16 protein-coding genes, 1 other RNA gene and 1 riboswitch are annotated in these 15,140 nt (G+C 28.6%); of the genes, 1 reads left to right on the forward strand and 16 read right to left on the reverse strand.

Going from position 1 to position 15,140, the window contains the following annotated elements; genetic code table 11:
* Positions 1-6 precede the first annotated feature (6 nt).
* The 8 genes from purN to OW763_RS07650 form a co-directional block, all read right to left on the reverse strand.
* Positions 7-615, reverse strand: coding sequence for a phosphoribosylglycinamide formyltransferase (gene purN, locus OW763_RS07615; protein ID WP_268040492.1), 609 nt, complete (start codon positions 613-615; stop codon positions 7-9).
* A complete protein-coding gene (gene purM, locus OW763_RS07620; RefSeq protein ID WP_268040493.1) occupies positions 603-1,598 on the reverse strand; it encodes a phosphoribosylformylglycinamidine cyclo-ligase in 996 nt (331 codons plus the stop codon). Before purM ends, purN begins: the two co-directional genes overlap by 13 nt.
* Before the next feature lie 8 nt (positions 1,599-1,606).
* On the reverse strand, positions 1,607-3,037 hold the full coding sequence (purF, locus tag OW763_RS07625; RefSeq protein WP_268040494.1) for an amidophosphoribosyltransferase: 1,431 nt from the start codon (positions 3,035-3,037) through the stop codon (positions 1,607-1,609).
* Positions 3,038-3,057: 20 nt separating this feature from the next.
* Positions 3,058-3,780 (reverse strand): phosphoribosylaminoimidazolesuccinocarboxamide synthase, encoded by a 723-nt coding sequence (gene purC, locus OW763_RS07630; RefSeq protein WP_272507344.1) that lies wholly within the window; start codon positions 3,778-3,780, stop codon positions 3,058-3,060.
* Positions 3,780-4,259 (reverse strand): 5-(carboxyamino)imidazole ribonucleotide mutase, encoded by a 480-nt coding sequence (gene purE / locus OW763_RS07635; RefSeq protein ID WP_268040495.1) that lies wholly within the window; start codon positions 4,257-4,259, stop codon positions 3,780-3,782. Before purE ends, purC begins: the two co-directional genes overlap by 1 nt.
* 183 nt (positions 4,260-4,442) lie before the next feature.
* The gene (locus OW763_RS07640) at positions 4,443-5,825 is read right to left on the reverse strand and encodes an alanine/glycine:cation symporter family protein (protein WP_268040496.1); all 1,383 of its coding nucleotides are present in this window, start codon (positions 5,823-5,825) and stop codon (positions 4,443-4,445) included.
* 72 nt (positions 5,826-5,897) lie between these two features.
* Positions 5,898-5,999, reverse strand: a riboswitch (glycine riboswitch).
* 181 nt (positions 6,000-6,180) lie between these two features.
* Positions 6,181-6,474, reverse strand: coding sequence for a hypothetical protein (locus tag OW763_RS07645; RefSeq protein WP_268040497.1), 294 nt, complete (start codon positions 6,472-6,474; stop codon positions 6,181-6,183).
* A gap of 120 nt (positions 6,475-6,594) precedes the next feature.
* A complete protein-coding gene (locus OW763_RS07650) occupies positions 6,595-7,035 on the reverse strand; it encodes a hypothetical protein (protein ID WP_268040498.1) in 441 nt (146 codons plus the stop codon).
* 325 nt (positions 7,036-7,360) lie between these two features.
* Between OW763_RS07650 and OW763_RS07655 the strand changes: the two genes are divergently transcribed.
* The gene (locus OW763_RS07655; protein ID WP_268040499.1) at positions 7,361-8,008 is read left to right on the forward strand and encodes a superoxide dismutase; all 648 of its coding nucleotides are present in this window, start codon (positions 7,361-7,363) and stop codon (positions 8,006-8,008) included.
* A gap of 62 nt (positions 8,009-8,070) precedes the next feature.
* On the opposite strand, the gene OW763_RS07660 is transcribed toward OW763_RS07655, so the two are convergent.
* The 8 genes from OW763_RS07660 to OW763_RS07695 form a co-directional block, all read right to left on the reverse strand.
* Positions 8,071-8,289: a hypothetical protein gene (locus OW763_RS07660; RefSeq protein ID WP_268040500.1), complete on the reverse strand. Its 219-nt coding sequence runs from the start codon at positions 8,287-8,289 to the stop codon at positions 8,071-8,073.
* A gap of 125 nt (positions 8,290-8,414) precedes the next feature.
* Positions 8,415-10,433, reverse strand: a complete 2,019-nt coding sequence (locus tag OW763_RS07665) for a sensor histidine kinase (RefSeq protein ID WP_268040501.1) — start codon at positions 10,431-10,433, stop codon at positions 8,415-8,417.
* Positions 10,411-11,103, reverse strand: a complete 693-nt coding sequence (locus OW763_RS07670; RefSeq protein WP_336296886.1) for a response regulator transcription factor — start codon at positions 11,101-11,103, stop codon at positions 10,411-10,413. Before OW763_RS07670 ends, OW763_RS07665 begins: the two co-directional genes overlap by 23 nt.
* A gap of 342 nt (positions 11,104-11,445) precedes the next feature.
* Positions 11,446-11,790: RNase P RNA component class A (rnpB, locus tag OW763_RS07675), an RNA gene on the reverse strand.
* 72 nt (positions 11,791-11,862) lie between these two features.
* The gene (locus tag OW763_RS07680) at positions 11,863-12,579 is read right to left on the reverse strand and encodes a zinc ribbon domain-containing protein (protein WP_268040503.1); all 717 of its coding nucleotides are present in this window, start codon (positions 12,577-12,579) and stop codon (positions 11,863-11,865) included.
* A gap of 123 nt (positions 12,580-12,702) precedes the next feature.
* On the reverse strand, positions 12,703-13,518 hold the full coding sequence (locus tag OW763_RS07685) for a Nif3-like dinuclear metal center hexameric protein (protein ID WP_268040504.1): 816 nt from the start codon (positions 13,516-13,518) through the stop codon (positions 12,703-12,705).
* On the reverse strand, positions 13,509-14,198 hold the full coding sequence (locus OW763_RS07690) for a tRNA (adenine(22)-N(1))-methyltransferase (RefSeq protein ID WP_268040505.1): 690 nt from the start codon (positions 14,196-14,198) through the stop codon (positions 13,509-13,511). Before OW763_RS07690 ends, OW763_RS07685 begins: the two co-directional genes overlap by 10 nt.
* 12 nt (positions 14,199-14,210) lie before the next feature.
* Positions 14,211-15,098, reverse strand: a complete 888-nt coding sequence (locus OW763_RS07695; RefSeq protein WP_268040507.1) for a PH domain-containing protein — start codon at positions 15,096-15,098, stop codon at positions 14,211-14,213.
* Positions 15,099-15,140 lie beyond the last annotated feature (42 nt).

The following is a 15,140-nucleotide window of genomic DNA, read 5'->3' on the forward strand; positions in this document are numbered from 1 at the left end:
TTATTCTTAGACTATTTTTATTTTTCTTCCTTCAATTTTAACTCTTCCTTCTGAAATAAGCTTTATAGCTTCTGAAAGAGCTTTATGCTCCTGCTCAAGCACCCTTTTTTGAAGGGTTTCTGGAGTATCATCTTCTAAAACTTTAACAGCTTTTTGAATTATTATACTTCCCGTATCTGTACCTTCATCTACAAAATGAACAGTACATCCTGTAATTTTCACTCCATATTCTAATGCTCTCTCATGAACCTTTATTCCATACATACCCTTTCCACAAAAAGATGGTATTAAAGACGGATGAATATTTATTATCTTATTGTGAAATCTTTTTAAAATATCACCTTTTAATATGGATAAAAATCCTGCTAAAACTATTAAATCTACCTTTTCATTCACAATTTCTAATATTTTATCTGAAAGAGCAACCCCATGCTCTTTTTTATCAATTACAAAAGTTTTAATATCATGTTTTTTAGCTCTATCTATTCCAAAAGCCCCCGCTTTATCACAAATTACACACTCTATACAACAATTCAAATAATTATTTTCTATACTGTCAATTATTGATTGAAGGTTAGTTCCTCCTCCTGATATAAGAACTGCTATTTTAAGCATACACCTTTGCCTCCAGCTTCTACGCATCCTATTTTATACGCTTTACTGCCCAAACTTTCTATTGATTTAATAACATCTTCAGCATCTTCTTTACTTACACATACCACATACCCTATTCCCATATTAAAAGTATTAAACATATGTTCTTCTTCTACTCCTAAGCTCATCATATATTTAAAAATAGGAGGAATTTCAAAACTGTTTTTATTTATAACGGCTTTAAAATCATCTTTAAACATTCTAGGAATATTTTCATAAAATCCCCCTCCAGTTATATGAGCCATTCCTTTAATTTTATATTCTTTTATTAAATTCAAAACTATCTTCGCATATATCTTTGTAGGAGTTAATATTACATCTCCAATTTTCTTTTCATCAAAATCCTTATTTAAATCAGTAATCAATTTTCTAACTAAAGAATATCCATTACTGTGAATTCCTGAAGATTCAATTCCTATAAGGACATCCCCTACACTTATTTTACTTCCATCTATTATTTCATCCTTTTCAACAATTCCTACACCAAAACCAGCTATATCATATTCTCCCGTTTTATAAAAACCAGGCATTTCGGCTGTTTCTCCTCCAATAAGAGCACAACCAGCTTGCATACATCCTTCACTGACTCCCTTTACTAAATCCGCTGCTTTTTCTGCATCAAGCTTTCCGCAAGCAATATAATCCAGGAAAAACAGTGGTTTTGCTCCGTGGCATAATATATCATTTACACACATTGCAACACAATCTATACCCACTGTATCATATTTTTCCATATCAAAGGCTACTTTTAATTTAGTTCCAACTCCATCCGTACCGGATACAAGAACAGGATTTTTAAACTTAGGAAGTTCATACATTCCTGCAAAACTTCCTAAATTATTAAGCACTCCTGCATTAAATGTGTTTCCTGCATATTCCTTCATTAGTTTAACTGCTTTATATCCTTCTTCAATATTTACCCCTGCGTCCTTATAAGTTGCCATGTTGTTCACTACCTTTCTAAATAATCCTTTGAATTTTCAATTGGAGCCGATATTGGATATTCTCCATTAAAACAACCAAGACAAAATCCTTTGTTTCCTTTTAACACATTTAAAAGTCCATCTATACTTAGATATCCAAGAGTATCTGAACCTATTAATTCATTTATTTCCTTAACTTCCATTTGAGATCCAATTAATTCTTTTCTATATGGCGTATCAATTCCAAAGTAGCATGGATATTTTACAACTGGAGATGATACTCTAAAATGAACTTCCTTCGCACCTGCTTTTTTTAGGATTTCAACTAATCTTCTGCTAGTTGTACCCCTTACAATTGAATCATCTACAAGTACAACCCTTTTACCTTCTACATTTATCTTTAAAGCATTAAGTTTTACTGAAACTGCTTTTTCCCTCATTTTTTGTGAAGGAGATATAAAAGTTCTTCCTACATATTTGTTTTTTATAAGACCTATTCCATAAGGAATTCCTGAAGCTTTTGCATATCCAACTGCTGCCGGTATTCCTGAGTCCGGAACCCCTACAACTATATCAGCTTCTACTGGTGCCTCTTTATAAAGCTGTTCTCCAGCTAATACTCTTGAACTATAAACATTAATCCCATCTATAACACTATCAGGTCTTGCAAAATAAATATATTCAAATGCACAAGTCATACACTTAGTTCTTTCTGCAAATTGTATTGATTTAAGTCCATTAGCATCTACAATCACAATTTCTCCTGGTTTAACATCTCTAACGAATTCAGCTCCTACTGCATCTAACGCACAGCTTTCAGAACATAAAATATAATCTTCTCCAATTTTCCCAATACACATAGGTCTTATACCATTCGGATCTCTAACTCCTATTAATTTATCATTTGTTAATATAACTATTGCATAAGAACCCTTAACCGCTTGAATAGCATCAACCACAGCCGATTCTATACCTTTTTTAGCTTTTCTTGCTATTAAATTTAGTATAACTTCTGAATCAATTGATGTTTGAAATAAAACCCCTGCGTCCTCTAAAAGTTCCCTTATTACACCTGCATTAACAAGATTTCCATTATGTGCTATAGAAATATCTCCAAGTTTGAATTTACTTGAAATAGGCTGAGCATTGGAAGCTTTACTATCACCTGTAGTAGAATATCTAACATGCCCTATAGCTGCCTCCCCTTTCATTTCTTGTAGTATATCTTCATTAAAAACATCTGATACTAATCCCATATCTTTATAGCAATTATGATTTCTACCATCTGAAACAACTATACCTGCACTTTCCTGACCTCTATGCTGTAGAGCATATAATCCATAGTAAGTTAATGCAGCTACATCCAACTTAGACTTGGAATATATTCCAAACACTCCACATTCTTCTTTAAACTTATCACATTCAATTTCTTTTTCCAATATCACAGCATCATTATTCATAGATTTTATCCCTCAACTTCCTAATTATCAATTGTCAATTGAGCATTATCAATTCTTTTAAGTATTTCAACATACGCTTCTTCTACGTCTCCCAAATCTCTTCTGAATCTATCCTTATCCAATTTTTCATTTGTAACAGCATCCCAAAATCTACATGTATCTGGTGATATTTCGTCAGCTAAGATTACTTCACCATTAAATCTTCCAAATTCTATTTTAAAATCTATAAGCTTTATATTCTGTTTTATAAAGAATTTTTTTAATATTTCGTTTATTTTTGCTGTAACATCATATATATTTTTTAATTCTTCAAAAGTTGTAATTCCAAGTGCAACAGCATGATAATCATTTATTAGTGGATCTCCTAGTTCATCGTTCTTATATGATATTTCAAAAACTGGTGTTTTTAATTCCATTCCTTCTTCAATTCCAAGTCTTTTTGCCATACTTCCTGCTGCAGTATTTCTAACTATAACTTCAAGTGGAACTATTTCAACCTTCTTACAAAGCTGCTCTCTTTCATTTAGTTTCTTCTCAAAATGAGTTTTTATGCCATGCTCATGAAGAAGCTCAAATATCATTGATGTAATACTATTATTTAAAATTCCTTTATTACTTATTTGTGATTTTTTAACGCCATTAAAAGCAGTTGCATCATCCTTATAATAAATTATTACATGACTTTCATCGTCACCTTCATATACTTTTTTTGCTTTTCCTTCATATAACATATTTCTATCCATTATATTTCAACCCCCTCAGAATTTTCATTTATAAATTTTTCTTTCATATCGCTTCTATATTTTATTAAACATTCTTTCAATTCTGGATATTTTAAAGATAAAATTTGAATCGCTAACATCCCTGCATTAAAACTATTATTTATACCTACTACTGCTACTGGAATTGGCTTTGGCATTTGCACCATTGATAAAAGCGAGTCATATCCGTCTAATGCTGCGTTGATTGGTACCCCTATAACAGGTAAAATTGTTTGAGATGCGATGACTCCTGGAAGATGCGCTGCAAGTCCTGCACCAGCTATTATACATTCATAGCCTTCATTTTCTACATTATCTATAACTTCCGATAGTTTTTCAGGTACTCTATGAGCTGATAATACAAAAGCTTTATATTCAATATTAAATTCCTTTAATATATCAGCTGCACCCTTCATTTTGCTAATATCTGATTTACTTCCAAAGATAATTGCTACCTTCATTAGTAGACCTCCTTATACGAATATCTTATGAGATAATAGTATCACTGGATATACAGCAAGTCAATACATTATTGTGTTTTTTTTAAAAAACATTCGTATATATTATTATTATAAAACGCAAAAACACACTATCGTTCGTGCTAAAACGAACAATAGTGTGTTTTTATATTAGTGATTATTCTCTTATCCTTTAATTGATTCAACTCTTCCTATTTTTTCTTCCTCTAAAATCTTAAAATATTTTCTAGTTTCAGCCACTACAACTCCACTTAATCCAAGTAATGCAATTAAGTTTGGTATTGCCATTAACCCATTTACTATATCTGCAATAACCCAAATTAATTCGAGTTTTAAGAATGAACCTGATGCAACTAGTATTATATAAATAACCTTATATGGTTTTATTCCTTTAATTCCAAATAAGTATTCCGTACATCTTTCACCATAATAATTCCATCCAAGTATAGTTGTAAATGCAAAGAATATAAGTCCTATTGTTACAATCATTTGACCTATCATTGGAATTGATAAACCACCCTTAAACGCTGCACTTGTCATATTTGCACCTTCAAGATTTGAATTCCAAGCTCCTGTTAATATCAACACAAGACCTGTCATAGTACAAACTACTATAGTATCAAAGAAAGTACCTGTCATTGATATAAGTCCTTGACGAACACATGATTTTGTCTTTGCCGCAGCTGCTGCAATTGGTGCACTACCAAGACCTGATTCATTTGAGAAAACACCTCTTGCTACACCACTTTGAATTGCTTTCATAACTGTAGCACCCAGAAATCCACCTGCTGCTGCTGTAGGGGTAAATGCACTTTTAATTACTAACATAATTGTTTGTGGAATCAAACTAGCATTAGCTACTAAAATCATAATTGAACCTACGACATAAAACACAGCCATAAACGGTACTGTACGTTCCGCAACACCAGCTATACTCTTTATTCCTCCAATAGTTACAAGACTTACTAATACTGTTAATATTACTGCTGTAGCTACTATTGGCATATTGAAAGAATCTTTAGCTACCTCTTTTATTGCATTTACCTGAGCAAAAGTACCAATTCCAAAGAATGCAACTCCTATACCAAAAACAGCAAACATCTTTGCAAGCCATTTGTTTCCTAGACCTTTTTCTATATAATACATTGGTCCTCCTGACATTTGGCCATTTTTATCTACTGTTCTATATTTTACTGCAAGTAATCCTTCTGAATACTTTGTAGCCATTCCAAAAAATGCAGCTATCCACATCCAGAATAAAGCACCTGGTCCTCCAGCTTTTATAGCTGTAGCTACACCAACAATATTACCTGTACCTATAGTTGCTGACAATGCAGTACAAAGTGCAGCAAAACTTGACACATCACCTTCTGCTTCAGCTTCATGATCCTTTGAAAACAAATATTTTAATGCTAATGGTAATTTAAAGATTTGTAAAAGTCCTAATCTTAAAGTCAGATAAATACCTGTACCTACTAGTAAGATTAGTAGTGGTGGTCCCCACACCACGTTATCGATGCTTTTGAATAGTGTTAATAGATTTGACATGTTATCATCCTCCTATTGATTTAATGTAATTACTAACTCGGACAGGAGGAGGATAGAATTATTGTGTGAATAACTCAATCCTCTGTCCTTTTACCTGAGAGTTTCGGCAGAATTTTATATTCTGCTTTGCTCCTTCGGTGCCTGCAAAACGCAGATCTCTCCAGAGGCTCGTCCGATAACGGTCTTTTGCTACCACTATAGCTACCTGAAAGATTAACCCCTTCGGTGGATGGAAAACCATCTCTCTCCCGCTACCTTCATCCGAACTTCTTAATATCATATTTTGTTTTTAATAAATTAAGTAACATTATAATAAATTATGTATAATATTACAATAGTTTTTTGTAAATTATTTTTATTTTTTTATATATCTTCTTTTTCCAATCGATCCAATAACCATAGCCGCAATTACTATATATATCAATATGCTACTATATTTTTCATAGCCTTCAACAAGACCTGATGCACCAAAAAGCGCTATAAACACTCCCATTACAATGCTATAAATTCTTTCCCATTTTACTAGCCCTTCAACATCTTTTACTTCCCCAGAACGATATTTATTTCTTACAACTTTCTCCATTTGTGTTGATAAAAGTATCTGTATTCCACCTAAAACTATTAATAAAATCTGAAATGCTTTTCCCATTAGTATCTCTCCTTTTTTAATTTGTCTCTACATAGCTATTATAAAGATTTTTTTATATTTTTCAAATCCATAATATAACAATACATTTTTTGTTATTTATTTCAATTGTAATCTTTTGCATTATCTTGTATAGTCATTTATTATTATATATTTATTACACTCTTTTATTACATTGACCATCTTATCCAAATCACATGAAGAAAAAAAATCAACACAAATATTACACAATAAATGTCTTCTATAATTTCTTAAAATCATATATTTCCCTCTACATTCAAAGTTATCCACATACTTTATATCAATATTGAATATATCATCTATATTTATAAGTTTTTTATCAGATTTATCATATATACATATGTAATTATCTTGTATTATTACTTTTAACTCTAAAATATTTTTCACTATAAAAAAAGTTACGATAAAAATTAATGAACAAAAAAACACACTTAAATTCATCATAAATTTTATATTAATAAAAATTAACAATGCTATTATTGATGCAGAAAAACTTATAAATATACTTGATAAATAAATTTGACTATTACACTTAAAAACCAAAAACTATACTCCTCTCACAAAATTTAATTGACTATAATTTTAATACGCCATTCGCAAAAACTCTAATTTCCCATTTAAAATTCTAACTATGTAAAATCCTATAATACGTAAATTTCAATTCAATATTATCAATATATATTTTATATTTATATTGCATTATTATACAATTAATATAATAATATTTCTAACATGAATTATTATTTTCAAGTAATATATTTATATCAAAAATAGAGCTTGTTAAGTTCCAAAATTCTTAACCATTATGATTGATTTTGAATAAAATAAAGTTATAAAACTTATTAAGTATATTCTCAGGAGGTTTAATATGTTTTCAGCACCAATTACACTTGGCAAACATCAATTGCCACCATTACCTTATCCTTATAATGCACTTGAGCCAATAATCAGCTCAACAACTTTAAAATACCATCATGATAAACATCATAAATCATATGTAAACAACTTAAATAAGTCAGAACTTGAATTAGTTAAAGCACGTAAAAATAACGATTTTGAACTTATAAAATTTTTAGAAAGAGAATTAGCTTTTAATGGCTCCGGACACATACTTCACAGCATTTACTGGTCTATAATGGCTCCAATTGGCTGCTGCGGACAACCTAAATTTTATACAATGCAACAAATTAGTAATTCTTTTGGAAATTTTGAAGCTTTTAAAGAACAATTAATTAAAGCTGCAATAAAAGTGGAAGCTTCTGGTTGGGGTATTTTATCATGGAACCCTACATGGAGACGATTAGAAATTTTAACTGCTGAGAAGCACCAAAATCTTACGGAATGGGGCAGTATTCCTATACTCGTTGTGGATATATGGGAACATGCATATTATCTTGATTATCAGTATAAGCGCAGCGAATATGTAAACAAATGGTGGAAACTTATAAACTGGTATGCAGTAGAAAAAAGATTGTTGTTAGCTATAGACGGTAAACTTCCAATCACATTATTTTAATTAAAATTTTTAAGAATAAAACTTCTTAAATTCTTAAATAAGAAGTTTTATTCCTATATAAGTTATTTTATTAAATCTAATCCACTCAAAATACCTTGCTGCTTAGCTTGTGTTAAAATATTATTATATACCTCTTTCACCTCTTCTGGTGATGTCATTCCTATTCTAGATTCTTCATTTGTGTTTTCTTCAAAATACATCTTTGCTTGTCTGTTATCACTTAATAAAGCTTTCAATACCTCTAATAATTCACCATCTTGTATTTTTATATTTATTTCCATAAATAATCACCTCTTACATTTAAAATACAACATAAAATTTAAAATTCCTTTTTAATTTAATACTTTAAATTAAATAAAAGCTTTTATATTATATAGATATTAATATAAAATTCTTTATGTTACCTTTATTCTTTTTCAGTTTTTTGAAATTTAACAATCAATTTAAACAAATCCCCATCTATATTAATTATCAACTCTCCATTTTGAAGTTCTATAAAACTTTTAGCTATTGCAAGACCAAGTCCTGATCCTTCTGTATTTCTAGACTTATCACCTCTTGTAAAACGCTCTGTAATCTCCTCTGCATCAAAATTCATTTCATAATTTGAAATATTTTTAAATGTAAAGCTTACTTCTTTTTCATTTTCTAAAATATCTATGTATACTCTTGAGTTAGGCATAGAGTATTTTAATATATTACACATAATATTTTCAAAAATTCTATAAGTCTTCTTACCATCTAATTCACAAATAATTTTATTTTCTGGAAGCTTCATCTTCATTTGAAGTGTGCTTTCATTGATTTTTTCTTCTAATTCTCCTAGTGTTTGTCTGAATAAAGCAATTACATCTATTTTTTCTAAATTAAATTCTATATTACCACTACTAGCCTTACTTGCCTCAAACAAATCCTTTATCAATTCGCTTAACCTTTTAGATTTCCTATCAATAATATCTATATATTCTTTTTTGGTTTCATTTGTAATATCTTGTTTTTTTAATAAATCAATATAAGTAATAATAGATGTAAGTGGAGTTTTAAGATCATGTGATACATTTGAAATCAAATCTGTTTTCATTTTCTGACTTTTTACTGCTTTGTCAACTGCCACTTTAAATCCATCTTTGATATTGTTTAGATTTTTACATATTGGACTAAATATCCCCATATTTTCGTTAATAGTAATATCAACATCACCATCTGCTAGCTTCATACTAATGTCATTTAACTCTTTTACATTAACAATAATCTTTAACAAATATTTAAATAAAAATATAGTATAAACAATCGCTAAAATCACTCCAAAAGCTCCAAATAATGCAACAACCCATAATATGATTAAATTAATCCCTAATATTTTAACCATTTCTTTATAAACATCCTTTGTTACATCTATACTTAATATTTTTTTAAAGATTGTTTTTATTTTTCTAAAAATACAAGAACATATTCTAAATAAAGCACTATTTTGAATAAAACCTTTTTTAAATCCTGTATGATAAATATATTTAATATAAATAATACTTAAATAAACAAGTAAATATAATACAAAGGTTGTTAAAATTCCTATAATATAAAAATACATATTAGCATCACAAATAATATTTATAATGTTAAACTCTGAATAAACTCTATAACTAAGTTCATTTAGAACTGTAAATAAAACACTAATAGCTGCAATCCATGTAATTCCCTTGAGTTCTAAAAACATTTTATTAAAAAGCCTGCAAATAGATATTTTGCTTTGTACAGAATAAGGTATAGAAAAAGCTATTATAGTTAGGATAAGCAAACTTAAAGCTCCTATTACTAAAATCAATACGCAACATGACGTAATATTAAAATCTTTTATTTTATAGGTAAACATATCATTATAAGGAGATAAATCCATTGGAATAATATATGTAATATCTAGATTGGCATAATCTGCTTTGTATTCATCACTTATTTCTAACCTTCGTATAAATTCAGATTTATTAAATTTATATTTTGATAAACTATCTACTTTAGCATTACCTTTTTCATCAGTTTGTATATGTGCATAAAACCGACTTTTATTGATTATCTCTTGCAATTTACTTTCTTCATCATCTGGTATATTGGTTACTTTAATAGTTTTATCCTTATTGGTAATGTAATATTTAATGCTTTTTAAGTCTTCATATCCAGTATTATCCCAACTATCCTCTTGAATTTTTGATTTTTTTAAGTAATCAGTTAATCCTCTTAATGTAAAAATAAAGTTATCACTTTCTATATAAGCTTTTGTGCTTTTTTCCGTATTAATCACAAGATTTTTGATAGGTGCATAACTTCCTACTGAAATCACTGAAAATATGAATATCATAAGTACAGTCATAAAAGCTGATGACATAATTTTATTTTTATCATCCTTTATATTATTTTTCAAATTTGTATCCAATTCCCCACACCACCTTTAAATATTTTGGTTCTTTAGGATTAATTTCAATTTTTTCTCTAATCCTTCTTATATGTACTGTAACTGTATCTGGGTTATATGCTGGTTCTTTCCATACCATTTCATATATTTCCTCTATAGAAAATACCCTATTGGAATGGCTCATAAGTAAATAAAGAATTTTATATTCAAGAGGTGTTAATTTTACTGATTCACCATCTACTAAAACTTCTTTACTTTCATCATTTAATTCAATCCCATCTATTCTTATGACATTTTCTTTTTGTGTTACAGTATTTGAATAGCTTGTATACCTTCTAAGATTAGAATTAATTCTTGCTAACAATTCCATTGGATTAAAAGGTTTTGTAACATAATCATCTGCACCAATATTAAGTCCCCATATTTTATCCATATCCTCTGACTTTGCAGAAAGCATAATGATAGGAACTGTACTTTTTTCTCTTATTTTAATGGTAGCACTTGTACCATCTAGCCTTGGCATCATAATATCCATTATGATTAGATGAATTTCTTCTTTTTCAAAAATTTCTAATGCTTGTTTTCCATCATATGCCTTAAAGACATTATAATTTTGGTTTTTCAAATAAACTTCTATAGCATCTGTTATTTCTTTTTCATCATCAACAACTAATATATTATACATATGTATATTTCACTCCTTAATGTTCTGAGATATCTCTTACACTATATTAGCATATATTATTTAATTTTTTACTGCTATAATTCTTACAAATTTCTTAAGAAAACTAAAATACTAATACTTTATATTTTTCATTTCATTTTCTCTTATATTTAAACCTTAAATTTATTAGATTTAAAAAAAGGATACCTCCATCTATACAGAAGTATCCTTTTTTAACATATTTATTTTCTAATTGTTTTTTATTTTCTTTACACTTTAACTTTTACTATAATAGAAATCACTAAATTACTAAATCAAATTTAGAGTGGCAAAAAACAAAACACATACCCCGAAAGGCAGTGTTTTCAATGTGCGACCAAGTCTATAAGCCGAGTTATGTGTTAAACAGTCATCTATCTAGGCTTATTGTTACCAATAAGCTCAAGCGATTTTACCCGAAGACGAGACGGGCAACCTCATGTGTCTTCCTATTCAATCTTGCTCCAAGTGGGGTTTACATAGCCGCAAAGTCGCCAATGCGCTGGTGAGCTCTTACCTCACCTTTCCACCCTTACCAAAGTAAACTTTGGCGGTATATCTCTGTTGCACTTTCCTTAAAGTTGCCTTCACTGGGGGTTACCCAGCACCCTGCCCTACGGAGCTCGGACTTTCCTCTCCTGCAAAATTTGCAGCAGCGACTGTCTGGCTTACTCGCAGATATAATCTTACCACATTACATATCAAAAATCAAATTTATTTTCCTGTAAATTTTTGCTAATCACAATTTCAACTTTCACCTAAGTAAATTATTCTTCCACAGTTTTCACAACATACTATTTCTTTACTATTATTTAATTTATTTAAAGTAATCAATGATATCTTTATTTTACACCCCATACATACTCCTTTTTTAACTTCAACAACTGCACTACCTTTTTCATTTCTTAATAAATTAAGCTTTTCTAATATTTCTTTTGGAATTTCTAATTCTAATTTATCCACTTCCCTTTGTACATTAACAATCTCCTGTTTTGCTTTAGTTATTTTCTTACTTGCATCTTCTTTACAATTATAAAAATCCTCTTTTACCTTTAACAACTGCTGTCTCAACTTTTCTTTTTCTTTTTTAAATTCTTCTTCTTTTTCTAAAAACTCTATGCATTCATTTTCCATCTCTATAATTTTAGATTTATGTTTCTCTATTTGTTCTTCAAGTTTTGCCATCATACCGAAATTACTTCCACATTCATTATATAATTTATATTCACTTTGTTTTTGTTCTTCTTTTTCTAAATCTATATTTTTATTTATTTTAATGCATTTACTTTCCATTTCCTCTATTTTTGCTTTCTTTTCTAAATATATATTTTTAGCTTCTTCAAATTCCTTTTTCATTTTTCTCAGCAAATACATATGTGACCCGTCTTTTAAGATTTTATTACTTTCTCTAACTTTATTATAGTTTTTCTCAATTTTTATTAATTTTTCTAAATTATACTTCATTTAAATTCCCCCTAATATATTTTTATCTTAAGGCTTTAATTTCATTTATATAAATCATTGAATAATTAACAACCAACTTTATTAATAAAAATAAAAAATAGAAATAAGCCCCAAAACTCATTTCTATTTTAATTTATATGGATCATAAATATTTTCTGAAACAATAACGTCATTATTAAAACCCATGTTTTGTATTTTGTTTTTTAGAATTTCACCTACAACTTTAACCGCTGGCCACTCTGTTCCAAAATGTCCAGCATCTATTACAGCTATTCCTTGTTCATTGTAGTCACTAACATAATGATATGTAGTATCACCTGTGATAATACAATCAGCACCTAATTTTCTAGCAACATCAAAATAATCCTGACCACTTCCATTTATTACTGCAATTTTACTTATATTTTTAAAATTTTCTCCCGCATATCTTACATAAGAAAGCTCTAACGTGCTTTTCACTTTTTCACATAACTCTTTTAATGTTATAGGCTCTTTTAAAGCAACAATCCTCCCTATTCCACTATTTTGATATGACAAGCCTACATTATGTACAGGATCAATTATTTCAAAATTTTCAAATTCTAATATTTTCATAATTATATCATTAATTCCGCCTTTAACAGAATCCAGATTAGTATGGCTGGAATACAAACTTATGTCATTTTTAATTAATTCTATAATCTTCTTGCCTATAAGAGTATCCGTTGTAATAGCCGATGGTTTTCTAAACAAAAGAGGATGATGCGTAAAAATTAAATTACACTTCTTTTGTTTCGCTTCTTCTATAACCTTTAAAGTACAATCTAAAGCTACAAGAACAGACGTGACTTCACTGTTTAAATCTCCAACCATTAAGCCTACATTATCATAGTCCTCTTTCAATTTTATTGGCGCAATTTTTTCCATTATATTTTTTATATCCCTAACCATTAAAGACATAATAACAATTCCTCCAATTTATTTACCTTAACTTCAATTTCTTGCTTTCTCTTTTTAGCTGGTTCTGTTTTATCCTCTATGTAATTTAATATATTTTTACATTTATTTATTTTAAAAGCAATATATTTATTCAAAAGAGGATGTTTTTTGCTTATTAACTTTTCGCTTATTTCATAATAAATATTGTCAAGTTTTTTAGGTTTATTATCATATCTAACTTTTATTATTTCGTAAAATTTTTCTTCATCTATACTTAATTCCTCATCAATTATATCATATCCCTGTTCATAAATGTACTTTCTTAAAACTTCAGGATTTTGAACAGGTTGAAGTATCATATACTGTGAACTTTTAAAAACATTTTTTCTTTCTTCGATTATATCTCTAATCAAATTTCCACCCATGCCAGCAATTACAACACACTCCACTTCATAAGGTTCTATAGTTCTAAGCCCTTGCCCTAATCTACAGTCTATTTTTTCGCTTAATCCTTCTTTGTTAATATTTATTCTTGCTTTATCCACTGGCCCTTTATTTATATCTGATGCAATAGCACTATTACAAATTCCTTTTTTTATTAAATAAATAGGTAAATATGCATGGTCTGTTCCTATATCAGCCATATTTTTACATTTATCTAGCATTGATGCGATATCTTTTAGTCTAGTACTTATATTCATAAACCTTATCTCCTATATAAATTGAATTAATGTTTTGATTTGCATTAAGAAAAATACTACTGCTATTATTAAAACAATATAAATATATCTATTAGCACTTTTTTTATCATATTTAGCATGAAAATGTGCTGCATAATACATACAAAATAAAATTGCCATATTTAAAATACCATATGTCATTTGTTTAAAAGCAAACTGCTTTCCTGTGCCCATTTTTACTGGTTCAAATTTAGCATTAAAACTTAATGGCATTTTTGTTGGAAGCACCTGCTTTAAGTATAGAATAAAAGGTGTAACAGTAAAAATTACTATTACAACACTTACAAGTATAAAAGGCAACATAAATCCACTTTCTTTATGTAAGCTTATTTCTTTATTATTTTCATATTCCCAATCTAAAAACTTAATTTTCCTATCAAATAAAACATTTTTAAATTCATCTATTTTTTCTGGCGCTATGGCATAATTTATTTCTTCAGTTTTTAAATATATAACTTCTGAACCATAAGTTACAAACATTCTAGTTGTTCCTATCTTATTTAAAACATATCTTCCAAAAGCAAAATTATTCTTACCAATCCCTGATAGTTTTACACCATTTATAATTCCTTTAGAGGTTTTATATGCTTTTATACTATCAAAAGAAATCTTTACCTTTTTTAATCCCCAAAAACCCATTATATATAAGTTATCATCATCAATTACATATTTTAATGATAACGCTAAAATCAAATAATAAAACCAATAAATATTAATTGCAACTAAAAAAATTTTAATTAATGAAAGCAGTACATATAAATCCACCAAATGGTTTATTAATAATACACAAGCATTAATTAATATTATTAATAAAAATATAAGAAAAGGTCCATTACCTTTTTTACATTTATATGTTTCCATCACATCACCTCTTTAAAGGTATTATATCATAAAAAAAGAGTA

The organism is Clostridium aestuarii (assembly GCF_026735135.1).
Classification (GTDB): domain Bacteria; phylum Bacillota; class Clostridia; order Clostridiales; family Clostridiaceae; genus Clostridium_H; species Clostridium_H aestuarii.